Source organism: Paraburkholderia fungorum (assembly GCF_046026025.1).
Classification (GTDB): Bacteria; Pseudomonadota; Gammaproteobacteria; order Burkholderiales; family Burkholderiaceae; genus Paraburkholderia; species Paraburkholderia fungorum_E.
Genome location: NZ_JAQQFL010000022.1, coordinates 75,246 through 101,918 on the forward strand (window position 1 = coordinate 75,246; position 26,673 = coordinate 101,918).

20 protein-coding genes and 1 pseudogene are annotated in these 26,673 nt (G+C 64.0%); 14 read left to right on the forward strand and 7 right to left on the reverse strand.

Going from position 1 to position 26,673, the window contains the following annotated elements; all coding sequences use genetic code 11:
• Window positions 1-6 precede the first annotated feature (6 nt).
• Window positions 7-789, forward strand: a pseudogene (locus tag PQR67_RS23085) (TauD/TfdA dioxygenase family protein); the annotation flags it as partial.
• A 149-nt stretch (window positions 790-938) separates the two neighbouring features.
• On the opposite strand, the gene PQR67_RS23090 reads toward PQR67_RS23085, so the two are convergent.
• Window positions 939-2,528, reverse strand: a complete 1,590-nt coding sequence (locus PQR67_RS23090; RefSeq protein ID WP_408464399.1) for an ABC transporter substrate-binding protein — start codon at window positions 2,526-2,528, stop codon at window positions 939-941.
• A gap of 333 nt (window positions 2,529-2,861) precedes the next feature.
• Here PQR67_RS23090 and PQR67_RS23095 point away from each other — a divergent pair, with 333 nt between their 5' ends.
• Window positions 2,862-3,434 carry a phasin family protein gene (locus PQR67_RS23095; protein ID WP_408464401.1) on the forward strand — a complete coding sequence of 191 codons (573 nt, stop codon included), beginning with the start codon at window positions 2,862-2,864 and terminating at the stop codon, window positions 3,432-3,434.
• A 200-nt stretch (window positions 3,435-3,634) separates the two neighbouring features.
• Here PQR67_RS23095 and PQR67_RS23100 read toward each other — a convergent pair whose 3' ends face one another.
• A complete protein-coding gene (locus tag PQR67_RS23100; protein ID WP_408464403.1) occupies window positions 3,635-4,975 on the reverse strand; it encodes an NtaA/DmoA family FMN-dependent monooxygenase in 1,341 nt (446 codons plus the stop codon).
• Window positions 4,976-5,254: 279 nt separating this feature from the next.
• On the opposite strand from PQR67_RS23100, the gene PQR67_RS23105 reads away from it, so the two are divergent.
• From PQR67_RS23105 to PQR67_RS23140, 8 genes are all read left to right on the forward strand, one after another.
• Entirely contained in the window at window positions 5,255-6,391 is a 1,137-nt protein-coding gene (locus PQR67_RS23105; protein WP_408464405.1) for an MsnO8 family LLM class oxidoreductase, read from the forward strand.
• On the forward strand, window positions 6,388-6,927 hold the full coding sequence (locus PQR67_RS23110) for a GNAT family N-acetyltransferase (RefSeq protein ID WP_408464407.1): 540 nt from the start codon (window positions 6,388-6,390) through the stop codon (window positions 6,925-6,927). Before PQR67_RS23105 ends, PQR67_RS23110 begins: the two co-directional genes overlap by 4 nt.
• Before the next feature lie 106 nt (window positions 6,928-7,033).
• Window positions 7,034-8,680, forward strand: a complete 1,647-nt coding sequence (locus PQR67_RS23115; RefSeq protein ID WP_408464409.1) for an ABC transporter substrate-binding protein — start codon at window positions 7,034-7,036, stop codon at window positions 8,678-8,680.
• Window positions 8,681-8,683: 3 nt separating this feature from the next.
• Window positions 8,684-10,369 carry an ABC transporter substrate-binding protein gene (locus tag PQR67_RS23120; RefSeq protein ID WP_408464411.1) on the forward strand — a complete coding sequence of 562 codons (1,686 nt, stop codon included), beginning with the start codon at window positions 8,684-8,686 and terminating at the stop codon, window positions 10,367-10,369.
• A gap of 40 nt (window positions 10,370-10,409) precedes the next feature.
• Window positions 10,410-11,447 (forward strand): ABC transporter permease, encoded by a 1,038-nt coding sequence (locus PQR67_RS23125; protein ID WP_408464413.1) that lies wholly within the window; start codon window positions 10,410-10,412, stop codon window positions 11,445-11,447.
• A gap of 14 nt (window positions 11,448-11,461) precedes the next feature.
• Window positions 11,462-12,331 (forward strand): ABC transporter permease, encoded by an 870-nt coding sequence (locus tag PQR67_RS23130; protein WP_408464415.1) that lies wholly within the window; start codon window positions 11,462-11,464, stop codon window positions 12,329-12,331.
• Window positions 12,328-14,055, forward strand: coding sequence for a dipeptide ABC transporter ATP-binding protein (locus PQR67_RS23135; protein ID WP_408464417.1), 1,728 nt, complete (start codon window positions 12,328-12,330; stop codon window positions 14,053-14,055). The genes PQR67_RS23130 and PQR67_RS23135 overlap by 4 nt, the downstream gene beginning before the upstream one ends.
• Before the next feature lie 30 nt (window positions 14,056-14,085).
• Complete coding sequence (locus PQR67_RS23140) at window positions 14,086-15,423, forward strand: LLM class flavin-dependent oxidoreductase (RefSeq protein WP_408464420.1); 1,338 nt, start codon at window positions 14,086-14,088, stop codon at window positions 15,421-15,423.
• 81 nt (window positions 15,424-15,504) lie between these two features.
• Here PQR67_RS23140 and PQR67_RS23145 read toward each other — a convergent pair whose 3' ends face one another.
• The 3 genes from PQR67_RS23145 to PQR67_RS23155 all read right to left on the reverse strand — a co-directional run bounded on the left by PQR67_RS23145 (window position 15,505) and on the right by PQR67_RS23155 (window position 18,323).
• Entirely contained in the window at window positions 15,505-16,278 is a 774-nt protein-coding gene (locus PQR67_RS23145; protein WP_408464422.1) for an ATP-binding cassette domain-containing protein, read from the reverse strand.
• Window positions 16,275-17,249, reverse strand: a complete 975-nt coding sequence (locus PQR67_RS23150; protein WP_408464424.1) for an ABC transporter permease subunit — start codon at window positions 17,247-17,249, stop codon at window positions 16,275-16,277. The genes PQR67_RS23145 and PQR67_RS23150 overlap by 4 nt, the downstream gene beginning before the upstream one ends.
• A gap of 93 nt (window positions 17,250-17,342) precedes the next feature.
• Window positions 17,343-18,323, reverse strand: coding sequence for an ABC transporter substrate-binding protein (locus tag PQR67_RS23155; RefSeq protein WP_408464426.1), 981 nt, complete (start codon window positions 18,321-18,323; stop codon window positions 17,343-17,345).
• A gap of 180 nt (window positions 18,324-18,503) precedes the next feature.
• Between PQR67_RS23155 and PQR67_RS23160 the strand changes: the two genes are divergently transcribed.
• Window positions 18,504-18,878: a cupin domain-containing protein gene (locus tag PQR67_RS23160; protein ID WP_408464428.1), complete on the forward strand. Its 375-nt coding sequence runs from the start codon at window positions 18,504-18,506 to the stop codon at window positions 18,876-18,878.
• Window positions 18,879-18,948: 70 nt separating this feature from the next.
• On the opposite strand, the gene PQR67_RS23165 is transcribed toward PQR67_RS23160, so the two are convergent.
• Together PQR67_RS23165 and PQR67_RS23170 are read right to left on the reverse strand one after the other, a co-directional pair.
• Entirely contained in the window at window positions 18,949-20,280 is a 1,332-nt protein-coding gene (locus PQR67_RS23165) for a chloride channel protein (RefSeq protein WP_408464430.1), read from the reverse strand.
• Between the two features lie 214 nt (window positions 20,281-20,494).
• Complete coding sequence (locus PQR67_RS23170; protein WP_408464432.1) at window positions 20,495-20,869, reverse strand: MAPEG family protein; 375 nt, start codon at window positions 20,867-20,869, stop codon at window positions 20,495-20,497.
• Between the two features lie 416 nt (window positions 20,870-21,285).
• Here PQR67_RS23170 and PQR67_RS23175 point away from each other — a divergent pair, with 416 nt between their 5' ends.
• The 3 genes from PQR67_RS23175 (at window position 21,286) to PQR67_RS23185 (ending at window position 26,561) form a co-directional block, all read left to right on the forward strand.
• Window positions 21,286-22,500 carry an MFS transporter gene (locus PQR67_RS23175; protein WP_408464434.1) on the forward strand — a complete coding sequence of 405 codons (1,215 nt, stop codon included), beginning with the start codon at window positions 21,286-21,288 and terminating at the stop codon, window positions 22,498-22,500.
• Window positions 22,501-22,886: 386 nt separating this feature from the next.
• Entirely contained in the window at window positions 22,887-23,780 is an 894-nt protein-coding gene (locus PQR67_RS23180) for a TetR/AcrR family transcriptional regulator (RefSeq protein ID WP_408464436.1), read from the forward strand.
• 282 nt (window positions 23,781-24,062) lie between these two features.
• Window positions 24,063-26,561, forward strand: a complete 2,499-nt coding sequence (locus PQR67_RS23185; RefSeq protein ID WP_408464438.1) for an acyl-CoA dehydrogenase — start codon at window positions 24,063-24,065, stop codon at window positions 26,559-26,561.
• Window positions 26,562-26,673 lie beyond the last annotated feature (112 nt).

The following is a 26,673-nucleotide window of genomic DNA, read 5'->3' on the forward strand; positions in this document are numbered from 1 at the left end:
AACGAACTCGGCGCGCAGCAGGTGCTCGCGCTCAAACAAGGCCTGCTCGATCATCGCATTCTCGTGTTTCGCGGCCAGCAACTGGACGACACCCAGTTCCGGCGGCTTGCATCCTATTTCGGTTCCGTCTACACGCCGCCGCGCAATGCGCCCGTACTCGGGTCGGATGCATCCGGCATCGTGCCGGACATCGTCGTCGTATCGAATGTCGACGACGGCCTGCTCGGCAACCTGGACTTGCCCGCGCATTCCGATCACCACTGGACGCCCGAACCGTCATCCGGATCGTTGCTGTATGCCCTCGAAATTCCCGGGGACGGCGGCGACACGAGCTGGTACGACCTGGTGGCCGCCTATGAGGCGCTCGATGAAGCGACGCGTGCCCAGATCGACGACCTGAAACTGATCACCTACAACCCGTTCCTGCGCCGCCGGTTCCCGCTGGCAAGCGGCTCCCCCCTTTACCGCACGCCGGACATCACCCCGCTCGAGCCGTGGACGGTGCATCCGCTGGTGCGCACGCACCCGCAAAGCGGCAAGCGGTTGCTGTATCTGGGCGCGCGCACCGAAGTCGAGATCGTCGGCTACGACCCGGTGGCCGGTGCCGCGCTGATCGAGAAGTTGCGCGCGCATCTGAGTTCGCCCCGCTTCTTCTACACGCACCGCTGGCAGGCCGGCGACATCGTCTACTGGGACAACCAGGCCACGCTGCATGCGCGCACGGAATTCGATCCGTCGCTACGGCGCGTGCTCAAGCGCATCAGCCTGTCGGGCAGCCGGCCGTTCTAGAGGACCGCGTCGGACGGCAACGTGAATCTCATCGCCGGCGAACCGGCCGCAGGCCTCGACGTCATCAGCGAGCGGACGGTTCTCACCCGCTGCGCGTAGGCTTAAAGCACGGCACGCGCAGCGCGCACAACGCACGCGGTTGCCGTGCGCTACGGCTCGATGGTCAGATCGGCAAAATTGCCGCGCAGACCTTCGCCAGTCGGCGCGTAGTTCTTCACCTTCTTCGAGACAATGGTGATGTTGGGGTTCGCACCGAACTCGATCGACGGAATATCGTCGTGGACAATCTGCTGAAACTGGATGAATAGCTGACGGCGCTTTGCTTCATCGGTCTCCACCGAGGCCGCTTCGAGCAGACGGTCGACCTCCGGGTTCGAATAGTGCGCCGCGTTCGAGAACGGCAGACCGATCTTGAAGTTCTTCGACCAGAAAACGCGCTGTACGCCTACAGTCGGATCGAACACGTTGGCGAGCGCTTCGAGCGTGATGTCGAAAGCGCGATCGGTGTATGCCTTCTTCACGTAGGTCGCGAAGTCGTAGCTCTCGATCTCGGCATCGATCCCGACACGCGCCAGCGATTGGCGCACAAAATCCGCTGCACGAGGGTCCTGGAAGGGATTGAAGAGGAGCCGCAGCTTGAAACGCGTGCCGTCCGCGCCGCGCTTCAAACCGGCTGCGTCCAGTGCGGCATTGGCCTGAGACAGATCGTACGGAAAATAATGGATGCCGGCATCGTGATACTTCGTATTCGCCGCGCCGATCGCGGCCGCCGACACCTGGCCGTAGCCGTACCAGACAACCCGGTTCAAGGCATTGACGTCGACCGCCTGGGAGATCGCCTTGCGCACCGCCTTGTCCTTCAGAACCGGCGTATCCAGATTGAAGATCAACTGCTGGTGATTGCTGACATAGGGCCAGTTGGTGGTATCCACATTGAAGTTCGGCAGCGCGCTGAAACGCTTCACATCCGATAAGGGGATGGCCTGGTCGCCAAGGTTCGCGGCGCCTGATTCGAGCGCCGCCGCCCGGGCCGCACCGTCAGGGAGAAAGCGCACGATGACCTTGTCGACGTATGGCTTGGGTTTGTCCCAGTAGTCCGGATTGCGCTCCAGCAGAATGTAGCTGCCGTGCACGAACGATTTGAAAACGAATGGACCCGTGCCGACCGGCGCACTGTTGTACGGATTGGTAACGATGTCCGTGCCTTCGTACAGATGCTTCGGGATGATCGGCGACTCGGAACCCGAAAGCGCAGTCAGCAGAAACGGCGCCGGCTTCGACAATTCGATGATCGCTGTGTAAGGGTCTGGCGTTTTGACATCGGTCACGTTGGCAAACGTGCTTCGGCCGCGCGGATGGACCTGCTTTAGCGTCAGGATCGAAAAAGCCACGTCGGCGGATGTAAAGGGCTTGCCGTCGTGCCATTTAACTCCCTGGCGCAAGGTAAAGCGATACTGAAGCCCGTCCTTGCTGACGGACCATGCGGTCGCCAGTAGCGGCTTCGCATTGAGGTCCTTGTCGTAGGTCAGCAAGCCCTCGACCACCTTGGGACCGATCTCCGCGTTACCCCCGGCGGTGGTCGTCAAAGGAATGATCGACGCCGGTTCCGGTGTGACGATCCATGTCAGGGTTCCGCCGTGACCGGGTGCCGCCAGAGCGGGTACCGGGCCGGCGCACATCAATGTGGTCGCGAACAACGCGCCGAAAATACTTCCCCGCAGCCTGTTCTTCAAGCTCATAGGTATCCTGTTTATTATAAAAATTAAGGATACTAAGGCGTTTCGAAAGGTTCGAAAAACAAGCAAGTTTCATTAGCTTTGCATTTTTTTCGTGATCCGCCACGGCGATCGGAAAAAAGCGGCGGGCGGTACCGCCCGGCGCGCTAGCCGCGCAATATTCGGGGTAGCGTGAATGGTTAGATGCAGGTCCACATTTGCTATCACGAATAAGTCATTTGACTTCGCTACTCTCGGCAACAAGAATGAACCTCGTGTTGCGGCATATCACGTTCGCGACGTTCGCACCATGTTTCCGAAGTCACCACCAGTGCAGGTCTACCCGGGAGTATAGAGATGACCCAGTTTTCTCAGGAACAGTTCGCCGCAGCACAAAAGCACCATGTCGAGACGTTCTTCGGCCTGACAGGCAAGGTCTTCGACGGCTTCGAAAAACTGACCACCCTGAACCTGCAGGCTGCGAAGTCGATCATTGCCGAAACTCAGGATACGACTGAGAAAGCTTTGGCCGGAAAAGACCCGCAGGATCTGCTCGAGCTTCAGAACGCTCTCGCGCAGCCCGCTGCCGAAAAAACCCGGGCATACAGCCGTCACGCCTATGAAATCCTCTCGGCAACGCATGCCGAATTTCTTAAGTTTGCCGAAACACAATTTGCCGAATACAACCAGAACGCGCAACACTTTGTCGATAGCGTGGCAAAGAACGCACCGGCTGGTTCGGAAGGCGCAGTGGCCCTTTTGAAGTCGACGATCACTGCAGCCTTTACCGCTTACGACACCGCTAACAAGGCAACCCGGCAGGCAGTCGAAATTGCAGAAAGCAATTTCGAGGCAGCCACGGCCGCCGCGTCGAAAGCAGGCAAAGAGACCGCGGCGCAATCATCGCGAGCCGCCGCCAAGGCAGCCTGACAAAAACAACGCCCGGCGCCCGGGGTCATGCACCCGGGCGCCGGGCGCTATTCAATCCACATCGCATTTCACATCGCATTCCACATCGCCGAACGGGCCGGGACACCACACGGTTCAATCGGATTTTGCCCACCCGGTCGAGCGACAGCGCACCAGCCCATGCCAGTGCGATTCTTCAACCCGCTCACGACAACTCCAGCTCAACCGGCAATCGCTGCGTGCCGCCTGTCGTCAGTTGATTCGGTTGAGACTGTCTGCAGCGGTGGAAGCTCGAGATTCGATCTCAGATCGTCGCCACGATAATCGGTGTCGATCAGATCGCGTCGGCGCAGTTCCGGCAACAGCCCGTTCAGCAGCAAATCTTCCTGGTCCGGCTGACCGAGTCCATGCAGCGACACGATGTCGACCAGCCCTGCGCGATACCGTTCCTCGATCGCATCGGCGAGTTGCTCCGGTGTGCCCGCGACAGACCAGTGGCCGGTTTCCTGCGCGCGAATGATCAGCTCGCGTAACGTGAGCCCCTGCGACGCATAACGGAGGAAAATCGCGACACGCCCGCGCCGCCGGTTCACGCTGTCGACCGCCGGCAGCAGTGCTTCGGGCAGGGGACGGTCGAGCGCCAGCCCGCTCAGATCGATGCCGCCGCCGAGCATGTCGGCGAGCTTCAGCCTCCCCTGTTCATAGTCGATCCGCTCGTGCTTCTCGCGCAGCCGCCGCGCGACGTCCGCGTCGGATTCGCCGATCACCGAGTGAAACGAGTTCATCACGAACGGCAATCGGTTCGCGCGGCCAAAACCAACCGCCTGCCGCCGCAATTCCGTCACAAACGCGTGCGCGTCGTCGAGTGCGGGTTGCGACGTGTAGACGACTTCGGCGTAACGCGCGCCGAGCGTCACACCGCTCGCCGACTGTCCGGCCTGAAACAGCACCGGCCGCCTTTGCGGCGGCGGCGGCACGTTGAGCGGCCCCTGCACCTGGAAATGCTCGCCGCGATAGTCGATCGTGCCGAGCTTGCTCGGGTCGACCGATACCGAGCCTGACGCCGTGCGCCGCGAGGCTGCCGGATCGTTCGCGTCGAACAGCGCGTTGACGATTTCGACAAACTCCGTTGCGCGTGCATACCGGCGCTCCGGATCGGGTAGCGTGCCGTCGCCGAAATTCTCCTCGCCGACCGACGACGTAACCGCGTTCCACGCGGCGCGGCCGCCGCTCACGTGATCGAGTGTGCCGATCAGCCGCGCAATGTTGTACGGATGATGGTAAGTGGTCGATACGGTCGCGACGAGCCCGATATGCGATGTGGCCTGACTCAGCGCGGCAAGTGCCACGATCGGCTCCTGGCTACCGGTGCTGCCCGCCAATCCGGCCGGGTCCGCCTGCAGCAGGTCCGCTGTAAAAAGACCCGTGATCTTTTGCGCCTCCGCGGTGCGCGCCAGCGCAGCCGCGCGGCGAATGCCCTGCGCGAGGTCCGCGTCGCCGCTCGCGTACAGCACGTTGCCCGCGCCGACCAGCGTCTTCAATCGCCTGCGCGCGACGCTCATGCTGCGCTCCCGCCGTTCGAGCGGCACTGCGCCGCAAACGTCGATATCACGATGCGGCCGCCACGGCATCCGCGCCGCAGCTCTTTTCTCTCATGCATAGGGATTCCTTATTGATTCGCCAACCATACCTCAACGCACCCTACCGCCCGGAACAAATATTTTCGGCTTTCCATATTCTTCTTGATTGTTTGACCGCTCGATACGCTGCGAAAAATAATGTCGGATACCGAATCGAATCGCCGATTTCGATTTATCTGTCCCATATTCGATTCCCATGCAATGACATATCAAGCCAGCCAGCCCGATCACGCCGCTGCGAAACCGGCTTTCAGGTTGAGCGTTCTCGACAAGAGTCCGATCGCCTTTGGCGAAAGCGCGGCCGACGCGCTCGCGCGCAGCGTCGACCTCGCACGTGCCGCCGAAACGTGGGGCTACCACCGCTACTGGTTCGCCGAGCACCACAACACGAGCGCGCTCGCCTGCCCAACGCCCGAAATCCTGATCGCGCACGTGCTTGCGCACACGCACCGGATCCGGGTCGGCTCAGGCGGTGTGATGCTGCAGCATTACAGTCCGTACAAGATCGCGGAAAATTTCAATCTGCTCGCGGCGCTCGCGCCCGGCCGCGTCGATATGGGTATCGGCAAGGCGCCTGGCGGATTGCCGCTGTCCACGCGCGCGCTGCAAGGAACGAACGATCCGTCACACCGGCGCGATTTCACGGAACTGGCGTCCGCGTTGAACCAGTACCTGCGCGCGACCGACCCACCGGCAGCCGACGGCGAAGACAACGAAGCCGTGCTGCGCGCAACACCCCTGCCGCCAGAATCGGCACACCCGTTCCTACTGGGCGCGAGCGTCGACAGTGCGACACTCGCGGCGCAACTCGGCTGGGATTTCGTCTACGCGGCGCACATCAACGCCGCGCCCGCGGACATCGAGCGCGCATTCGACCACTACCGGTCCGCTTCCGGCGGACGCGCGCCGCTGCTCGCGATTTCGGTGGTCGTCGCCGACACGCGTGCCGAAGCCGCCCGGCTCGCCGATGGTTTCCGGCGCTTTCGCGTGCAGGTCGGCGACGCCCAGGCCGTTAACGTCGGCAGTCTCGAACAGGCCCACGCGTTTGTTCGCCAGTCGGGTGGCGGCGCGCATCGGATCGAAGAACGCGAGACCTACATCGTCCACGGCACGCGCGACGACGCGCTGCGCGAACTCGGCGAACTGCAACGCCGCTACGGCCCCGCCGAGTTCATTGTCGATACGCCGGTCATCGAGGCCGCGCCGCGCATCGCGTCGATCCGCCTGCTCGCGGGCGGCCACGACGCTGGCAACCACAGCGGCCACGACAGCACGCACACCGCAACGGACGCAAACCCGGCGCGCGCCCATCATTCCCTGGCTGTGGCCGAAAAATGACCGACACCATTCGCATCGCCGGCGCGGACGACGTACCGGCCCTGTACGACCTGCTTCAACAAGCCTATGCGCCGCTCGCTCGCGAAGGCGTCCACTTCACGATCGCCCGCTCGCCGGTCGAACGGGTTCAGCACACGGTTGCGAGCCACACCACCTTCGTGCTCGAACGCGAGTCGGCGGTGGACGGCAGCAAGGCGCTTGCCGCAACGTTGACGGTCCGCTTCCCGTGGACCCCGGAAGACCGGCATCTGACGCCGCATCCGTTCATCCACTGGTTCGCTGTTGCGCCCGATTACAAGCGACAGGGGCTCGGCAACACGCTGCTCGAACATGTCGAGGAAACGTTCCTGAAGGCGCAGGTCAAGGCGCCGGCGACCTATCTCGCGACGGCCGTCGAGCACCCGTGGCTGAAACCGTATTACGAACGGCACGGATACGTGCCGTTCCATCGTTCGACCAACGCACTCGGTACGCCGCTCGTCTGGTTGCGCAAGATTCTGCTCCCCAACCTCTATCAGGACACGCTGGCGGCTTAAGCGATACCAACGCCCCGCGCCCATGGAGACGCGTCATTCCGGGTACGCGGCGCGACACCATTTTTCATCCCCTGTTTCCTACTCGTTTCCTGAAGGCATTCGATCCATGAACTTTCCGTTTCCGGCGCTGCAGTCAGCCCACCGGGCATCGCGACGCGCCGCATCGGCCGCCGTCCTGCTCGCACTTGCGCTGCCTCACCTGACGTTCGCGCAGGGCACGCCCGTGTCCGGCGGCACGCTCACCTGGGGCGTCGAAACCGAACCGCGCACGCTCAATCCGCAACTGAACGGACAGGACAAGGTCGAGCTGCTGCTGCGTAACGCGTACGAAAGTCTGCTCGTCCAGAAGCCCGACGGCAGTTTCGTATCGTGGCTCGCGACAGGCTACAAGGTATCCGCCGACGGCAAGACGTACACGTTCACGCTGCGCGACGGCGTCAAGTTCACCGACGGCGCGCCCTTCGACGCGCAGGCCGTGGCCCGTAACTTTCTCAATGCGCGCAGCCTCACGTACTCGGCCGGCAGCAACCTGTCGCGGCTGATCTCGCACGTCAGCGGAGTGAAAACACCGGACCCGCATACCGTCGAGATCACGCTCGACGCGCCGTATGCACCGTTTCTCACGTTCGCCGGGCGCCTGCCGCTGTTGTCGCCCAACGCGTTCGACCGGCCTTCGCTTAAGGCGGGCGGCCCGGATATCGCCGGCACCGGACCGTTCATCCTGCGTAAGTACGTAAAAGGCCAGGACATCGAGTTCGTCAAGAATCCTGACTATCGCTGGGCTCCGTCGACGGCTGGTCATCAAGGCCCCTCGTACCTGGACGGCGTCGTCTACCGGTTCCTGCCTGAGTCGTCGGTGCGTACAGGCGCGCTGCTGTCCGGACAGGTCGACGTGATCGAGGGCGTATCGGGCAATGACGCCGCGCTGATTCGCAAGAATCCGGATCTCACCTATCAGCACGCGCTGAACACCGGCACGCCCTACTCGCTGTTCCTGAACGTCACGTATGGCCCCACGCAGGACGTGACGGTGCGCCGCGCGCTGCTCGAAGGGCTCGACGTGACGGGCATCATCCAGTCGATCTACCGCGGCGAACGCACCCGCGCCTGGGGCATCACCTCGCCGATCGATCCGCTGTACGACAGCAGCGTCGAGCACACTTACGGCAACAATCCGAAGCTCGCGAACGCGCTGCTCGACGAGGCAGGCTGGAGTGCGCGCGACCCGGCCGGCTACCGGACGAAACAGGGCGAACGGTTGACGATCACGGTGGTCCAGGCGCAGGCGACAGTGCGCGACCAGCGGGACGTGCTGTTGCAGGCGCTGCAGGCACAGGCGCGCCAGCGGCTCGGCGTGGATCTGAAGATCCAGTACGTTGACGACGGCACGTACGTCGACAGCCGCAAGAGCGGGAAGTATGGGGCGATCGCGAACTCGAACACGCCGCCCGACGGGATCGACATCGAAGGCCACTACCTGCCGGTCGATCACGGCGGCGCGCTCAACTACAGCCGCGCGCCAGCGCCCGAACTGAGCCGTTGGCTCCAGGCGGCCGCGCAGACGCAGAACCTCGCTGAACGCAAGAAGCTGTACGGCGAACTGCAGCGTTTCGCGATCAACCAGCAGGCGTACGCGGTACCGCTGTACGAGCCGGAAGATCAGATTGCCGCCGCGAAGGCCGTGCAGGGCATCCGTTTCCGCTCGTTCGCGCAGATGCCCGAGAACCCCTACGACATCTGGCTGAAGAAATAAGCCGTGACACGTCCCGTCATCGAGAACCGAACCCCGGCTGGGCGCTGTACATCGGCAGCCGGACGCTTCGTATGCCGCGCGCTGGTGGCCGGCGCGCTGGTGGCAGCAACAGCGGCAGCCACAGCCGCGGGCACCAGCAGCGCATTCGCCGCGCCGCCATCCGGCGGCACGCTGACGTGGGGCGTCGAAACCGAACCGACCACGTTCAACCCGCAACTGAACGGCCAGGCGAAGGCCGAGCTGATCCTGCGCGCGAGCTTCGAATCGCTGCTCGCGCGCAAGCCGGACGGCAGCTATGTGCCGTGGCTCGCGACCGGCTATCGGGTGTCCGCCGACGGCAAGACCTATACCTTCACCTTGCGTGACGGCGTGAAGTTCACCGACGGCACGCCGTTCGACGCGGCCGCCGTGGTGAAGAACTTCGAGCAGGTCCGCGACCCGTCGTACTGTGCGGGATCGAGCATCTGCGGAATCGCAACACGCCTCGCCGAGGCGCGCGCGATCGATCCGCATACGGTCCAGTTGACGCTGCGGGAACCGTATGCCCCGTTCCTGTCGTTTGCGGCCGCGCTGAAGCTGATCTCGCCCGCCGCGTATGCATCGCCGCAACTGAAATCGGGTGGCCACGACGTCGCGGGCACCGGCCCCTTCATCCTCGCGTCGTACCGCAAGGGGCAAGAGGCCGATTTCGTTCGCAATCCGGACTATCGCTGGGCGGCCGCGACGACCGGCCATCAGGGTCCCGCCTACCTGGATCGGGTCGTCTACCGGTTTCTGCCCGAATCCTCGGTACGGACGGGCGCGCTGCTGTCCGGGCAGGTCGACGTGATCGAAGGCATCTCGGGCAACGATGCCGGCCTGATCGAGAAACAGCCGAACCTGCGCTACCTCCATGCGCTCAACACCGGCTCGCCCTATTCGCTCTATCTGAACGTCACCCAGCCGCCGACGAGCGATCCGCTCGTGCGCCGCGCACTCCTGCAGGCGCTCGATCTCGACGCGCTCGTCGCCGCGATTTATCGCGGCAAGCGCACGCGCGCGTGGGGCATCACCTCCCCCGTCGATCCCCTGTATGACCGCGGCATCGAGCACCGTTACGGCAACGATCCGGCGCTCGCGAACCGGCTGCTCGACCAGGCCGGCTGGCAAGCGCGCGACTCAGCCGGCTACCGGACGAAGGACGGCCGCCGGCTCTCGATCGACGTCGTCCAGGCGCTCGCCACCGTGCGCGACCAGCGCGACGTGCTGCTGCAGGGCGTGCAGGCGCAGGCGCGGCAGCGGCTCGGCGTCGAGCTGAAAATCCGCTACGTCGATGCGGGCACCTACGTGGACGCGCGCAACAGCGGGCGCTTCGGTGCGATCCCGAATTCGAACACGGATACCGACGGCATCGACACGGAGAACCACTATCTTCCGGTCGAGCGCGGCGGCGTGATCAATTACAGCCGCACTGCCGATCCGCGCCTCGCCGACTGGCTTCATGCGGCAGCGCGCACGCGCGACGACGCCGCCCGAGGGCACCTTTACAGCGAGTTGCAGCAAACGGTGATCGTCGACGAAGCCTACGCCGTTCCGCTGTATCAGCCCGAGGACCAGATCGCGGCAAGCACGCGGGTGCACGGGCTGTCGTTCCGCAGTTTCAAGCAGATGCCCGAAACGCCGTACGACGTGTGGCTCGACCCGCACTGACGCCGCCTGCCTGGCATCGCAAGCATGAGGTAATCCGACCATGACGCATCCGACCATCCCGACCCTCCTTCCCGAGCCCGGCGCCGGCACACCGGCCGCCTCGCTCATCACCTCGCCCAGCGCCACCCGCGCGTCGCGCAGACCGTGGCTGCGCTCGCCGGTCGCGACGCGCCTCGTCACCGGCGTGCTGGTGCTGTGGGCGGCCGTGACGCTGTCGTTCGCCGCGGTGCAGCTCGCGCCCGGCGATATCGTCAGCCTGCTGATCGGCGAACAGTTGAGCACGCCCGCGATCCAGGCGGCGATCCGTCAGGAGTGGGGGCTCGACGAGCCGCTCTACCTGCAGTATCTGCACTACCTGTGGCGCATCCTGCACGGCGATTTTGGCCGCTCGTACATCCTCAACACCGAGGTCACGCCGCTCGTGATCAGCCAGTTGTGGCCGACGCTGAAGCTGACCGGCGCCGCGCTCGTCGTGACGATCGTGTTCGCGGTCGGCCTCGCGGTGCTGAGCGCCGGCCGCCGTTGGGGCAGCCGCGCCGCGTCCGGCCTCGAACTGCTGCTCGCGTCGACGCCGTCGTTCTGGCTCGGGATCATGCTGCTGTTCGTTTTCAGCTTCACGCTGAAGCTGTTCCCCGTCGCCGGCGATCGGGGTTTTTCGTCGATCGTACTGCCGGCACTGTCGCTCGGACTGGCGCAGGGCGCCGTGATCGGCCGCGTGCTGCGCAAGGGCATCGAGCGCGCGCTCGACGAACCGTTCGCGCTGACCGTGCGTTCGTGGGGCGTCGGCGAATTCGCGCTGCGCGTGCGGCATGCGCTGCGGCACGCGGCGCTGCCCGCCGTCACGCTCGCCGGCTGGCTGGTCGGTGGACTCCTGAGCGGCGCCGTCATCACGGAGCAGGTGTTCGGCCGCCCGGGTCTCGGCAAGATCACCGTCGACGCCGTGCTCGCGAGAGACATGCCCGTGATTCTCGCGATCGCGATCCTGTCGGCCGCGATCTATGTCGCGCTCAGCACAGCGGTCGACCTGCTCTATCTACTGATTGATCCGCGCCTGCGCGAGCGGCGCACGCGTCGCTGAACCGGAGTTCCATTATGTCCGTTCCTCTCGAATTGCCCTACCGGGCGCACGCGGGTTTGCGCGCGGCCGGCTGGGTGTGGCGCCATCCCGGCCTCGCGCTGGCCGCGGTGTACCTGATCCTCAATGTCGTCGCGGTATTCGCGCCGGAGTGGCTGACCCACTACGATCCGCTCGCGGCGGACCCGGTGTCCGCGCAGCTCGGCAGCAGCGCCGAGCACTGGCTCGGCACCGACCAGCTCGGCCGCGACATCTTCGCCCGGGTCGTTTACGGCGCGCGCTACTCACTGTCGATCAGCGCCGCGGCGATTGCCGTCGCGACGTTTGCAGGCACCCTGTTCGGCCTGATCGCCGGGCTCGCGCGGGGCTGGCTCGATGAACTGATCACCCGTTTCCTCGACGTCGTGTCGGCGTTCCCGGACCTGCTGCTCGCGCTCATGCTGATCTCGTTCACCGGCCCCGGCGCCGTCAACCTGCTGTTCGCGCTCGGCGTCGCCTCGGTGCCCCGTTTCGCGCGGGTCGTGCGTGCGCAGACGTTCGTGGTCGCCGAATCCGGTTACGTCGAACAGGCAAAGACATTCGGCCTCGCGCCGTGGGTACTCGTCTGGCGGCACGTGTTGCCGCATGCGATTGCCCAGGTGCCCGTGCTGGCGACCATCGGGCTCGGCACCGCGATCATCGGCACGTCCGGGCTCAGCTTCCTCGGCATGGGGCCGCAACCGCCGACCGCCGAATGGGGATTGATGCTCGCCGAGGGCCGCAATTATCTCTACAACGCATGGTGGATCGCCGTCTGGCCAGGCGTTGCGATCACGCTCGCCGTGGTCGCCGTGAACGCGCTAGGCGGCTATTGGCAAGCACGCTTCGAACGCCGGGAGGCCGCATGAGTTCCACCGTTATTTCTGCGCCGCCCGTCGCTTCTGTGCGTGCGGCCACGAGCGTGCGCACGCGCGGCGAGCCCGTCGTCCGGATCGACAAACTGACCATCGGCTTTCGCGGCCGGCACGCAACGCAGCCCGTTGTCGGTCCGCTCGACCTGAGCGTGTATGCGGGTGAATGCGTCGCGCTCGTCGGCGAATCGGGCTCCGGCAAGTCGGTTACCGCACGCAGCCTGGTGGGCTTGAACGGTGCGAACGCCGAATGGCATGCCGAGCGCTTCGAGATCGCCGGCAACGACGCGCGCCGCTATCGCGAGCGCGACTGGCGCGCCATCCGCGGCCGCCAGATCGGCTACGTGCTGCAGGACGCGCTCGTCTCGCTCGATCCGCTGTGGCGGGTTCGCGATCTGGTCGCCGAAGCGCAGCGCGGCGTACCGGCGCGCGAGGTCCGCGAGCGCAGCGCCGCGCTCCTGCGCTCGGTCGGCATCGGCGATCCGCAGCGCCGCTTGCCGCAATATCCTCATCAGTTGTCGGGCGGGCTGCGGCAGCGCGTGCTGATCGGCACCGCAATCGCCGGCGGGGCCTCGCTGCTGATCGCCGACGAACCGACCACCGCGCTCGACACGACTGTCCAGCGGCAAATCCTGGCGCTGCTGCGCGCCCGCCGCGATGCGGGCGACGCGCTGCTGCTGATCAGCCACGACCTCGCGGTCGTCGCCGACCTTGCCGACCGCGTGCTGGTGATGCGCGCGGGCCGTGTGGTCGAGCAGGGACCGACGCACGAGGTGCTGAGCGCGCCCACGCATCCGTACACGCGGCAGTTGCTGGCCGCGATCCCGGGGCCCGCGTCGCGCGGCTTCCGGCTCGCGCCCGACACCCGGTCCGCCGACAACCCGCCGGCCGCCGAGCGAATTCCGCTGCCGCAAAAACGGATCGCCCGGGAAGCCTGGGTGCTGTCAGTCGAAGCGGTGACCAAACGCTACGGCGCGCAGCCCGATGCGCCCGCCGCGGTCGACGAGGTGTCGTTCACCCTCGCGAAAGGCGAGACGCTCGGCATCGTCGGTGAATCCGGCTCGGGCAAGTCGACCGTCGCGCGAATCGTGCTCGGCCTCCTCGCGCCGGACCGCGGACAAGTCACGCTCGACGGCCAAGCGTGGAGCACATTGTCCGAATCCGCACGCCGCCGTCGCCGCGCCGGTCTCCAGTTGATCGCACAGGACCCCTACAGTTCGTTCGATCCGCGCTACACGGTCGGCCAGATCATCGGCGAGAGCCTCGATGCCACCGGCGTGCGTGGCGACGCGCGCCGCCGCCGCGTGCTGCAACTGCTCGATGAAGTGCGGCTCGGCCCCGGCTGCTACGACCGCTATCCGCGCGAACTGTCAGGCGGCCAGCGGCAGCGCGTCGCGATCGCGCGCGCGTTCGCACCGAACCCGGCGCTGCTGGTCGCCGACGAACCGGTCAGCGCACTCGACGTGTCGATCCAGGCGCAGGTGCTCGATCTGCTGGCGGACCTGCAGGCCGAACACGGCACCGCGATGCTGTTCATCTCGCACGATCTCGGCGTCGTCCATCACGTCGCCGACCGGATCATCGTGATGCGGCACGGCCGCGTGGTCGAAACCGGGCCGGTCGAGCGCGTGTTCAGCGCGCCCACGCATCCGTACACCGCGTCGCTGCTCGACGCGCTGCCGAGTCTTCCCGAGCGGGCGCCGCACGCGGCACTCGCGTAACGCCCCCACTCTTCTCCCCCTGAGTCCATCATGAGCCAGTCCTCCACCACCGCGTCGCCGCGCCGGCTTCATCTCGGCGCGATCATCCAGGGCGCATCGGGCAACATGTCGGCCTGGCGGCACCCGGACGCCGTCGCCGATGCAAGCATCAACGTGCGTTTCGTCCAGCAACTCGCACGCGAGGCCGAAGCCGCGAAGTTCGATCTGCTGTTCGTCGCGGACGGCCTGCACATCAACGCGAAATCCATTCCGCACTTTCTGAACCGCTTCGAACCGCTGACGCTGCTGTCGGCGCTCGCGTCGATCACGGAACGGATCGGCCTCGTCGGCACGCTGTCGACGTCATACAGCGATCCGTTCACGGTCGCCCGCCAGTTTTCGAGCCTAGACCATCTGAGCGACGGCCGTGCCGGCTGGAACGTCGTCACGTCGCCGCTGGAAGGGTCCGCGAAAAATTTCTCGCGCGACCAACATCCTGAGCACGCGCTGCGCTATCGGATCGCGTCAGAATTCCTTAGCGCAACGAAGGGACTGTGGGATTCGTGGGAAGACGACGCGTTCGTCCGCGACAAGGCGAGCGGCGTTTTTTTCGACCCTGACAAGCTCCACACGCTGAACCACAGCGGCGAGTTCTTCTCGGTCGCGGGGCCGCTCAACATCGGCCGTTCGCGCCAGGGTCGCCCGATCCTGTTCCAGGCAGGCGCGTCCGAGGACGGCAAGGCCGTGGCGGCCGAGCATGCGGATGCGATCTACACGCGCCAGGAGACGATTCCGCTCGCGCAGGCGTTCTATGCCGACGTGCAGAAGCGGCTTGCCGCGCACGGTCGCGCGCCGGACAGTCTGAAAGTGTTCCAGGGAATCAGTCTGATCGTCGCCGATTCGGCCGACGACGCCGAGGCGCGCTACCAGGAAACGGCGCGGCTGGTGACGATCGACAACGCGCTGGCTTATCTCGGCCGCTACTTCGATCACCACGACTTCTCGCAGTATCCGCTCGACGCGCCGTTTCCCGACCTCGGCGAACTCGGCAGCAACCAGTTCCGCAGCACCACCGACGCGATCAAACGCGGCGCCTACGAGCGTCGGCTGACGTTGCGTGAAGTCGCGCTCGAAGCGGCGACGCCGCGACCGAGTTTCTCCGGCACGCCCGAGCAGGTCGCCGACGGACTGCAGGCGTGGGTCGAGGCGCGTGCGACCGACGGCTTCATCGTACGCGGCGGTACGCCAACGGCATTCACCGACTTCGCGGCGAAGGTGGTACCGCTCCTGCAGGAGCGCGGCGCCTATCGGCGCGATTACGAAGGCGCGACGCTGCGCGAGCATCTCGGGCTCGACTATCCGGTCAACCAGTTTGCACGGACGGCCTGAGCGGCAGCGGCGGACCTGCCCGGATGCACACGCGCAAGCCGCCATGCCGACCCCGGCTCTGGCCCTGGTCGGACGTGGCGCTCAGTGAGCCGATCCGCGCGCGTTCGCGTAGGTGTCGCCCACCATCAGATGCACGATCTCGTCACCGTTAGTGTCCGCCACGAGCCGTTCGCCGGCCACCTCCCCGCGCCGCAACACGACCACGCGATCGGCAATCGCAAAGATGTCGTGGAGATTGTGCGAAATCAGAATCACGGACACGCCCTGCGCTTTCAGCCCGGCGATCAATTCCATGACCTTACGTTGTTCGGGTACGCCGAGCGCGGCGGTCGGCTCGTCCATGATCAGCACGCGCGCATTCCAGTAAATCGCGCGGCCAATCGCGATCGCCTGGCGCTGGCCACCCGAGAGCATCTTCACTGGCGCGCTGAGCTTGCGCTCGGGAATCACGATATCGAGACGCTCGAGCACTTCGCGTGCGACCTTCGCCATGTGCGGCCGGTCGATCACCTGAAGGCCGAATTGGCGGCGCGTCGGTTCGCGCCCGAGAAAGATGTTGCTCCCGACATCGAGATTGTCGGCGAGCGCGAGATCCTGGTAGATCGTCTCAATCCCCTGGGTACGCGCGTCCTGCGGATCGCGCAACTGCAAGGGTGTGCCGTTGAACAGCAAGTGGCCGGCGTCAGCGTGATAGACACCGGAGATGATCTTGATGAGGGTTGACTTGCCCGCGCCGTTGTCGCCCGCGAGCGCCAACACTTCGCCCGCCATCAGTTGCAACGAAACGCGCCGCAACGCCTCCACGCCGCCGAAGCGGATCGAGATGTCACGCGCCGCGAGGATCGGCGTGCTCATTGCGCGCCTCCGAGACGTTCCTTATATTGATCGATCAGCACCGACATGATGATGACAATGCCGACCACAATAAATTGCCAGAACGCGTTGACGTCGATGAATACCAGTCCGAACTCGATCACCGCAATGATCAACGCGCCAATCAGCGTGCCGATCACATTGCCGGTGCCGCCGAACAGACTCGCCCCGCCGATCACGACCGCGGCAATCGAGTCGAGCAGCATCGGCTCCCCGGCGTTCGCGGCGCCCGCGGCAAAGCGGGCCGTATAGACGATGCCGCCGATCGCGGCAAACGCGGCGGCGATCAGATAGATCACCAGCAGATGGCGTCTGACGTTGATTCCGGCGCGAATCGCCGACTGTGGATTGCCGCCGATTGCATAGGTGTACTGGCCGAATCGCGTCTTTGACAGCACCCAATGCATGACGATCAGCAACACGGCGGTCAACACCACCGGCGTCCAGCCGCGGCCGAGCCAGACGAGTCCGGCATTGTCCACCGCCACGGTCATGCCGCTGCCGGCCGCGAGAAAGCCCGCGCCCCGGGCGACACCATACATGCCGAGCGTGCCGATAAAGGCCGGTACGCCGAGCCGCGCGATCAGCACGCCGTTGACGAACCCGGGAATCGCACATACCGCGACAGTCAGTGGAATGGAAAACAGCAGGACCCACGGCGAGCCGCTGCCCAATAGCGTAAATTGCGCGACACACACGGCGGCCAGTCCCATGACGAATCCCACCGACAGATCAATGCCCGCCGTGATGATCACGAAGGTCTGCCCGATCGCGAGCAGGAGTGGCGCGCTAGCAGCAAGTCCGATCGACTGCAGGTTGTAGGCGTTGAAGATGAACGAGCGATGATCCGAGATTCGCGCCCAGACTTCGAAAAACACCAGTAACGCGCAAAGGAAAAGCCAGGGCCAGACCTTGCTGACCAGTGCGAGCCTGTCGAGCCGTGAGTTGTCCATCGAATCGTCCGGGAAATCGGCAGTGATCGGGCGTGGCGCCCGCGTGCGCGCAGCCGCGCGCACGGGGAGTTGTCCTCATTTAACAGCGCTTGCCTAGTTCGAATAGATGTACTGCTTCATATCCGGCTGGTCGATGTTGGTCTTGTCGAGCACCACGAAGCCCGTGCTCTTGAGTGCCGGAATCTTCTTGCCCCGAATCAGGTCCGCCGCGAACTTCACGCCGTAATAGCCGATCTCATCCGGACGCTGCGCGATCGCGATATCCACCAGACCGCTTTTGATCTGCTGGTCGATGCCTGGCACGGCGTCGAACACGACGACCTTGACCACGCCCTGCTTGCCGGCCGCCTTGACGCCCTGGGCGGCGCCGCTGCCGGAGAAGGTATTGGCGCCGAACACGCCGGCAAGGTCGGGGTTGCGCGCGAGCACGGCGGCAACGTGAGAGGCGGCGCGGTTCGCGTCGTCCTCGTTATATTGCGTTTGCAGCACCTTGATGTTCGGATGCTTCTTCATTTCATCGAGGAAACCCTCGGCGCGCGCGTCGGTACTGGAGATGCCGGGTTTGTTGTTTTCACAATAGACCGTCCCCTTGTCGCCGATGGCCTTGGCGAGCGCGCGCGCCGCCACGCGTCCGCCTTCCAGGTTATCCGAAGCAATGTAGGACAGCGGGAAATCAGCGTCTCCCTTGCCGGTTTGATAGTGACCATCGCCGATATAGGTATCGACCGTGATGATCTTGATGCCTGCGTCAGCCGCTTCTTTCAGTGGTCCGATCAATTGCTGCTTGTCGACCGGCGAAACCAGCAGGACGTCCGGGCGTTTGGCGATGAACGCCTTGAGGATCGGCACCTGCTCGGTGGTGTTCCATGCCTTGGGCACCTGGAATAACAACTGGACGTGCTCTTCATTCGCGGCCCGCTCGGCGCCTCGATGCATCGTGAAGTAGAAAGGATCGGTGACACCCGGCAGCAACGCGACGACGGGATGCGCGGCATCCGCGTGCGCCACGCCTGTGAATGAACAGGCAACGAACGTTGCCAGTGCAACCAGATAGTGGGAAACGACGCGCTTCATTTTTGCCTTCCTCCAGTTGAGTCCGACGAACGGCGCTTCACCTGACGCGTTCCGGCTTTCCTGAAGTGATGGCGTCTGGCAGTGGGCCAGTATACTGGCGAGCGTCGGTCGCGACCCTGGTGTTTTCCTGCATCGTTTCCGCATATAACTGTGCGTACGCAGGCGGAAAGGCGAGACGACATGACTCATGATCCATCGGCAGGACCACAATTTCGCTGGAGCGATTCGAACGACGTCCCGTGGAACCCGTCAAGACTCGCGAAGGGCGTTGAAGTGAAAAACCTGGGCAAGGCGAACGGCCGCGCAATGCAGCTCGTGAGGTTCTCACCCGGCGCGGCGTTTCCCGATCACCTTCACACGGGTCCGGAGTTCATCTATGTGCTGGAGGGCGAAGTGACCTGGAACGGCCGGCTGCTCGCGTGCGGATGCGTCGGCGTGGCGGAAACGGGAACGATCGAGCGAGGATTCCGCAGCATGACCGGGTGCACGTTCCTGCTGATGTACGAGCTCGATCAGCTTTTTGGTTCGGTGAGCCCTGCAAGGGACTCACGCTGAGGGTCCCTTGTAACACGCTGCCTGACCATCCATCGTGCGATCTCTTCTTTGCAGCAGGTGCGAAGAAGGTCTAGCGGGCTTTGCCCGCCCCACCCCAATTGAAACCAGAGCCCAACTGCAGCGCAGGCACCCACTTCACGCACGCCTGAAAACTCAACGCGGCGCCGCCGACGGCAAACAGAACCGGAATCAGGAACTCGTGGCCCACCCGGGTAAATTCAAACATGAGCACCACGGCTGTGATCGGCATTTGCATCGATGCGGCCAGAAACGCCGTCGCACCGACAACGGCAAACGCGCCCAACGAAGCCCCCGGCCAGAACAGACTCCAGACGCCGCCGAGCACGATCGCCAGCAACGCGCCATTCGCAAGCCCTGGCGTCAGCAGACCGCCCTCAGCCCCCGCGCGCAAACTGCTCACGGTAATCACCACCTTCAGCACCAGCAGCATGGCCGCGAGCGTGATCGTCAGGTTGCCATCGAACGCCAGTCCCGCAGGCCCTTTGCCATTGCCGAGCAACTGTGGAAAGTGCATCGCCAGCACGCCGATGATCGCGAAGTTCAATAGCGACAACACCGGCAAACGCCAGTCCTTCGGCGCCTGGGCACGCGCGCGCTTCGTCACTTCAGTGAAACCCCACGCCGCGGTCCCGAAAATCGGCCCGCACACCACGGCCCAGACGATCAGCGTTGTACTTACCGTCAGCGAAGGCACCAGATATTGATGCTCGTTGCCAAGGCCAGATTGCGCGACCAGCGCCGCCACCGCCGAAGTCACCACGGCAGGCACCAATGCCTTCCAGCCGAACGTGCCCAACAGGACCTCGAGCACGAACACCGCGCCGCCGAGCGGCACGTTGTAGACGGCGGCCAGACCCGCACCGGCGCCGCATGCGACCATGATCCGGCTCTGCTCGACCGACAAGCCCGCGCGATACGACAGCCACCCGGCCAGCACCGAACCGATCTCGCGCGGCGCGACTTCGCGTCCGAGCGGCGAGCCGAGCGCCACGGTCACGATCTGCAGCAACGCATGCACGATCGTGCTCAGCATCGGCATACGCGGATCGTCGGACTTGACGGCCTGGCGAATGCTCACGAGCGGCCGCCCGAAGCGATACAACGCCCACCAGCCCAGCCCCGCCGCGAGACCGCATAGCGTCAGCACAAGCAGGCGGCGTTCAGGCTCGGCTCCGGTGACACCTTGCAGAAAACTTTCGCTGCTGATCAGGTGCGTCGCGCTGTAGCCGTAGGCAAGGTGCTGAATGCCGTGCAGCAGCAAGGCGAGCAACATTCCGCCGAGACCGGCGCCAATGCCGGTCAGCAACGTGACCACGGCCATTGCCGCAAGCGGTTTTTGCGCGCGCCGTACAGGCGCTGAAATGAGTGATTTGAGTGACATGGCGCGTCGGGACCGGCGACATTAATGGGATGGCAGTCATCTTATTCCGCGCCGCAACATGAATCCAATTAATTTTTCTGCTCGACTAATGCGTTATTTGCATATGTTGCGCGCATCCAGCTCCCGCAGCGAAAACCCTAAGCGCCTGAAGCTATCGGAATCGTGCAAGCCGACGGCGCGCGTCCGCCGGCGCCGCCCCGCTGCTCGCCTTCCCTTAGTTCACTGATACGAAAAACATCGACACAACACACGCGACACCAACGAACCACACCAGCGAGCGCAACGACGCCAGATTCGCCACATACAGCACGCCGTGCAATACGCGCACGACAACAAACGTCATCGCCAGCCAGTTGATCCACGGGCTCGTCCCACCTGCGTGCCCTGCGACCACGATCGCCGCGGTGAACATCGCCAGTGCTTCCCACGCGTTCTGATGCGCGGCGTAAGCACGCGCGCGCCAGCCTTCGAGGCCGGCGAGATACGTGCGCGGCGTGCCGTTGTCGTAGCGCTTGCTGACCTTCGCGAGCATGATCCACGGGAACGGTAGCACCACCACGATGAGCAGGCACAGATGCGGAATTGTCATTCTTCGGTCTCCCCGTATGCGCGGCGCGAATGCCGCGAGCCGCTGTTATACCTGCCGGCATCCGCCGTCGCCAACCTGAATCCCGCGAGGGCCGCCTCTATCCGCACTCACCCGCACTCGAAATCGGCCAATCAGATTGAATGGACTAGGGCTCGTGGGTACTGAATTTATATTACAAATAACCGACATCGATTCAGACGCAATTAATACAATAATTACATTTAGCAAACATTTCCCATGCAGCGACATTCAGCCTGAAATTCGCTCCAGGGATTAATACGGATAAATGCGGGTTCAATCATGCAAGCGTTTAACGCTCGGCGTACACTCGCTCGAAGCCCACAGCACAGGGCACATGGGGCTGCAGAGCCACCCGTCGTCAAACACGGGTTATTGGAGACTCAGGAGAACAATCAATGAGCTGGACACGGGAACAGAGAAACGTCACGATCGCGGCCTATCTAGGCTGGACTCTGGACGCATTCGATTTCTTTCTAATGGTGTTCGTATTGAAAGATATCGCGGCGGAGTTCAATACAAAAATCCCCACGGTCGCCTTCGGCATTATGCTGACCCTGATCATGCGCCCGGTCGGCGCATTGATTTTCGGGTGGCTCGCCGACAAATACGGCCGTCGTCCCACGCTGATGGTCAACATCGCGTGCTTCTCGCTGCTGGAATTGCTGTCCGGCTTCTCGCCCAACCTGACCACCCTGCTCGTGCTGCGCGCCCTGTTCGGTATCGCCATGGGCGGTGAATGGGGCGTGGGCGGCGCATTGACGATGGAAACCGTGCCGCCGAAATCGCGCGGCATCGTTTCGGGTCTCCTGCAAGCCGGCTATCCGAGCGGCTACCTGCTCGCCTCGGTCGTGTTCGGTGTGTTCTATCAATACATCGGCTGGCGCGGCATGTTCTTCGTCGGTGTGCTGCCGGCCTTGCTCGTGCTGTACGTGCGGGCGCATGTGCCGGAGTCGCCCGCCTTCAAGACGCTCGAGAAGAAGACGCGTCTGGGTCTCGTGGCTACGCTCAAACAGAACATCGGCTTGTCGCTCTACGCGATCGTGCTGATGACGGCGTTCAACTTCTTCTCGCACGGGTCGCAGGATCTGTATCCGACCTTCCTGCGCGTGCAGCATGGATTCGACGCGCATACGGTGTCGTTCATCACGATCACGCTTAACATCGGCGCGATCTGCGGCGGTCTGTTCTTCGGCTGGTTCTCGGAGAAGATCGGCCGCAAGCGCGCGATCTTTATCGCTGCATTGATCGCATTGCCGGTGTTGCCGCTGTGGGCTTTCTCCACGACGCCCGTGCTGCTCGCGGCGGGTGCCTTCCTGATGCAGATCTCCGTGCAAGGCGCATGGGGCGTGATTCCGGTGCACCTGAACGAAATCTCGCCCGATGAAATCCGCGCGACGTTCCCGGGCCTCGTGTACCAGCTCGGCAATCTGATCGCGTCGGTCAACGGCCCGCTGCAGGCGAGCGCCGCCGAAGCGCATGGCAATAACTACGCGCTGATCATGGCTGTCGTGATCGGTATCGTGGCAGTGGCGATCGCGGTGCTGATTCCGTTCAGTCGTGAGCGCCGCGGCATCGACATGACGCAGTCGGCGAAACAGGTCGCGGCGTAGCTTCAAGCGTTCGAACTAAACAGCTATTTCGCCGGCGCGTTATCAGGCACAATAGCCGCAAAGGCGGGCTCGAACCGCCACTGAGCAAATGAGCGCCGCCCACGAGCGGCGCCAGGGCAACACAGAACGCAAGGCCAACACAGGTAGCAAGCAATACGAGGCCGTTCCGATTTCGATCGGAACGGCCTTTTTTATTTCCGCGCGGTTTGACGTGCCTGCGCGCATTGGAAAGACGGACCTTCGTCAGGTCTTCTAGAGGAGTTAGTCCACATTGAGCTCTTGATCGCAGCCCTCATCCTTCTTTATCCTGAAAAAAACGACTGTTTCAAATAGTCATTTGAATCGCTTGTTTGCGGGCCGGATGCCCGGCAACTGGGAGACGCAAAATGGCAGTTCGCACAACAGGCCGGCACGCCGGCGACACGAAGTCCCGCATCCTCGACGCCGCCGAAACACTCTTCATCGAATGCGGCTATGAGGCCATGTCCTTGCGCCAGATTACTTCGCGGGCCGAAGTGAATCTCGCGGCGGTCAACTATCACTTCGGCAGTAAGGAATCCCTGATTCACTCGATGCTGGCGCGTCGGCTCGACCGGCTCAACCAGGAGCGGCTCAAGCTGCTCGACCGCTTCGACGCCATGCTCGGCACGCGTCTGACCTGCGAGCATGTGCTCGGCGCCATGTTCATTCCCGCGCTGCGGTTGTCGCGCGATCCGCGCGTCGGCGGCAAGGCGTTTCTGCGCCTGCTGGGGCGCGCCTATACCGATCCGTCGGCGTTTATTCGGGACTTTCTGAATGCGCACTACGAGTCGGTGGCAGTGCGCTTTTTCGATGCTTTCCAGCGTGCGCTGCCGCATCTGCCGCGTGAAGAGCTCGGCTGGCGTCTGCACTTCGCGATCGGCGCGCTGTCCGGGGTGCTGGCCGGCACCGATACCGACAGCCTGATTTCCGAGTTCTCGCAAGGCAAGTCGATGAACGACCTGCAACTGATCGCGCGTCTCGCTTCGCTGATGGTGGCCGCGCTGAAGGCGCCTCTGCCCGACGGCTCGCAACTGGCCACCTTCGCCGCCGTGCTGGGCGACGCCACCGATAGCGCAACCGAAGGCCAGACAGAAGGCCCAAATCCTGCTGCAGGGTTTGCAGGTACGCAACAGACGTCGGGCGGATCGAGTGAATCTGGCGGATTCGAAGCGTCGGCGCCGGCAGTCTCGGACGGTGAGCGCCGCGGTGGCGACGTTGAGGCGAGTTCGTTTCAGCCCGCGTTGCACGGCACGGCCTGAATAGAGCTGAAGCAGATGCGGGCGGCGCCGCGATGGGCCGTCCGCGTGCAAAAACATGAATGAATAGCGCATTGCCGAGCAGCACGTCCAAGTCCCGCACCTAAACAACGTCACGCTGTCGAACTGAAAAAACGACACGAAAAACGCAGCAGGGGCGCAACGCGAACGCGCCCCGTGCACGCGACGTAGCAGCAACACCGCCAGTTGGAAGATCAATAGAACGCGAGCCGTCCGCGACCCGTGGAGGCGTTCGCACGCACCATCGAAACAGGAGGAAACGTCATGTCGTGGTTCAACCTGGTACTCGTCATTGCCGCTCTCGCGCTCGTCTACTTTCAGGCGCGCGCCGCATGGTGGCTTGCCTTCATGATCGTCTGGGTAGCGGCCGCGCATGTCAGCGGAGCGGCAGGTCCGGTGGCGACAACGCTGCTCGCGATCGTGCTCGTGCTCCCCGCGCTTGTCCTCACGCTCAAACCGCTGCGCCGTACATGGCTCACGAAACCCGTACTCGACATCTTCCGCAAAATCCTGCCTGAGATGTCGCCGACCGAGCGCGACGCCATCGAAGCCGGCACCGTCTGGTGGGACGCCCAACTGTTCTCCGGGCGCCCGCACTGGGACACGCTGCTCGGCTACGGCCCGGCCACGCTCTCCGCCGAGGAACAAGCGTTCCTCGACGTCGAATGCGAGCACCTGTGCGATCTCGCAAACGACTGGGAGACCACCATGGTGTGGCAGGACCTGTCGCCGCAAACCTGGCAATACATCAAGGAACACGGCTTTCTCGGCATGATCATTCCGAAGCAGTACGGCGGCAAGCAGTTCTCCGCTTACGCGCATTCGCAGGTCATCATGAAGCTCTCCACGCGCTGTTCGGCCGCCGCCGTTTCGGTGATGGTGCCGAACTCGCTCGGCCCCGCGGAGCTGTTGATGCATTACGGCACCGAAGAGCAGAAAAACCACTATCTGCCGCGCCTCGCCCGCGGCGACGATATCCCCTGCTTCGCGTTGACGAGCCCTTACGCGGGTTCGGATGCCGCCGCGATTCCCGACGTCGGCATCGTCTGCAAGGGCACCTTTGAAGGCCGCGAAACGCTGGGCTTTCGCGTCACGTGGGACAAGCGCTATATCACGCTCGGCCCGATCGCGACCGTGCTCGGCCTTGCGTTCCGCGCGCTCGATCCCGACCACCTGCTCGGTTCGAATGAAGAACCCGGCATCACCTGCGCGCTGATTCCGACCGATCATCCGGGCGTCAACATCGGCCGCCGTCACTGGCCGCTGAACGCGGTGTTCCAGAACGGCCCGAACTCGGGCAAAGACGTCTTCATTCCACTCGACTGGGTGATCGGCGGCCGCGCCCAGGTCGGCAACGGTTGGCGCATGCTGATGGAATGTCTCGCGGCGGGCCGCGCGATTTCGCTGCCGTCGTCGAATGTGGGAATGGCGAAAATCGCCGTGCGCGGCACCGGCGCCTATGCCGCGATTCGCCGTCAGTTCCGCACCGCCGTCGGCAAATTCGAGGGCGTGCAGGAAGCGCTCGGCCGCATGGGCGGCAATCTCTACGTGATGGACGCCGCGCGCCGCCTGTCCGCGCACGCGGTGGATCTCGGCGAAAAACCCTCGGTGATTTCGGCAATCGCGAAGTATCACATCACCGAACGCGCCCGCATGGTCATCAACGACGGTATGGACGTCGCCGCCGGCAAGGGCATCTGCATGGGGCCGTCGAACTTTCTCGCGCGCGCCTATCAGCAGGTGCCGATTGCGATCACCGTGGAAGGCGCGAACATTCTCACGCGTTGCCTGATCATCTTCGGCCAGGGCGCGATTCGCTGTCATCCGTATGTGCTGAAGGAAATGGAGGCCACGCGCGAAACGGATCGCGCCAAGGCGCTGCGCGATTTCGATGCCGCCTTCTTCGGCCATGTCAGCTTCACGCTTTCCAACGTGGTGCGCAGTTTCGTTTATGGCGTCACCGGCGGCGCGTTCATCGCGAAGCCGCGCACGGCGTATGCGCCGTTGCTACCCTACTACCGCGCGGCGACCCGGATCTCCACCGCGTTCGCGTTGCTCGCCGACGTCTCCATGTTCGTACTCGGCGGCGACCTGAAACGGCGCGAACGTATTTCGGGGCGTCTCGCCGATGTGCTCTCGCAGCTCTACCTGATCTCCGCGACGCTCAAACGTTTCGAAGACGAAGGCCGTCAGGAAGAAGATCTGCCGCTGGTGCGCTGGGGCGTCGAAGACTCGCTGTACAAGGCGCAACACGCGCTCGACGGCGTGCTCGCGAACTATCCGAACCGCCTCGCCGCGGGTCTGGTGCGCGCGCTCGTCTTTCCATTCGGTCTGCCGCACCGCGAACCGTCCGATCGTCTCGGCACCGAGATCGCGGAACTGATGCAAACGCCGGGCGCGGCACGCAACCGTCTCGTGTCCGACTCGTACGTGCCGCATCCGGACGTCGATGCGCTCGGCTACGGCGAGCTCGTGTTCGAGCTGAACCCGCGCTTCACGCAGATCGACCAGAAACTGCGTGAAGCGGTCAAGCAAGGCCTGCTCGAACCGATGCCGCAAAGCCTGCCGCAACTGGCCGCGTGGACGGAAGCCGCCCAGCAGAAAGGCCTGATCGATGCCGACGATCGCCGCGTACTGGACGACTACGCACGGTATGGCGCGCAAGTCGTGCAGGTCGACGACTTCCCACCCGACTTCGACATGCTCGCCAACTTGCAGAAGCGCAAGGACGCGCTCGAAAAAACGTTGGAACTCGCGGCCTGAATACCTTAAAAAAACATCCAGACGGGGCACACGCAGATGCCCCAAACTGGGTGCACACTGACACCTGTCCGACGTCCCTCAGGTGGGCGTCCTTCAGGCGTGGCCAGCGGAG

Coding starts and splice junctions, on each gene's coding strand:
- PQR67_RS23150 (WP_408464424.1), bottom strand. CDS start 17,249: ATGGACAACTCACGGCTCGACAGGCTCGCACTGGTCAGCAAGGTCTGG.
- PQR67_RS23155 (WP_408464426.1), bottom strand. CDS start 18,323: ATGAAGCGCGTCGTTTCCCACTATCTGGTTGCACTGGCAACGTTCGTT.
- PQR67_RS23095 (WP_408464401.1), top strand. CDS start 2,862: ATGACCCAGTTTTCTCAGGAACAGTTCGCCGCAGCACAAAAGCACCAT.
- PQR67_RS23170 (WP_408464432.1), bottom strand. CDS start 20,869: ATGACAATTCCGCATCTGTGCCTGCTCATCGTGGTGGTGCTACCGTTC.
- PQR67_RS23185 (WP_408464438.1), top strand. CDS start 24,063: ATGTCGTGGTTCAACCTGGTACTCGTCATTGCCGCTCTCGCGCTCGTC.
- PQR67_RS23115 (WP_408464409.1), top strand. CDS start 7,034: ATGAACTTTCCGTTTCCGGCGCTGCAGTCAGCCCACCGGGCATCGCGA.
- PQR67_RS23105 (WP_408464405.1), top strand. CDS start 5,255: ATGACATATCAAGCCAGCCAGCCCGATCACGCCGCTGCGAAACCGGCT.
- PQR67_RS23160 (WP_408464428.1), top strand. CDS start 18,504: ATGACTCATGATCCATCGGCAGGACCACAATTTCGCTGGAGCGATTCG.
- PQR67_RS23125 (WP_408464413.1), top strand. CDS start 10,410: ATGACGCATCCGACCATCCCGACCCTCCTTCCCGAGCCCGGCGCCGGC.
- PQR67_RS23135 (WP_408464417.1), top strand. CDS start 12,328: ATGAGTTCCACCGTTATTTCTGCGCCGCCCGTCGCTTCTGTGCGTGCG.
- PQR67_RS23110 (WP_408464407.1), top strand. CDS start 6,388: ATGACCGACACCATTCGCATCGCCGGCGCGGACGACGTACCGGCCCTG.
- PQR67_RS23165 (WP_408464430.1), bottom strand. CDS start 20,280: ATGTCACTCAAATCACTCATTTCAGCGCCTGTACGGCGCGCGCAAAAA.
- PQR67_RS23145 (WP_408464422.1), bottom strand. CDS start 16,278: ATGAGCACGCCGATCCTCGCGGCGCGTGACATCTCGATCCGCTTCGGC.
- PQR67_RS23180 (WP_408464436.1), top strand. CDS start 22,887: ATGGCAGTTCGCACAACAGGCCGGCACGCCGGCGACACGAAGTCCCGC.
- PQR67_RS23090 (WP_408464399.1), bottom strand. CDS start 2,528: ATGAGCTTGAAGAACAGGCTGCGGGGAAGTATTTTCGGCGCGTTGTTC.
- PQR67_RS23100 (WP_408464403.1), bottom strand. CDS start 4,975: ATGAGCGTCGCGCGCAGGCGATTGAAGACGCTGGTCGGCGCGGGCAAC.
- PQR67_RS23175 (WP_408464434.1), top strand. CDS start 21,286: ATGAGCTGGACACGGGAACAGAGAAACGTCACGATCGCGGCCTATCTA.
- PQR67_RS23140 (WP_408464420.1), top strand. CDS start 14,086: ATGAGCCAGTCCTCCACCACCGCGTCGCCGCGCCGGCTTCATCTCGGC.
- PQR67_RS23130 (WP_408464415.1), top strand. CDS start 11,462: ATGTCCGTTCCTCTCGAATTGCCCTACCGGGCGCACGCGGGTTTGCGC.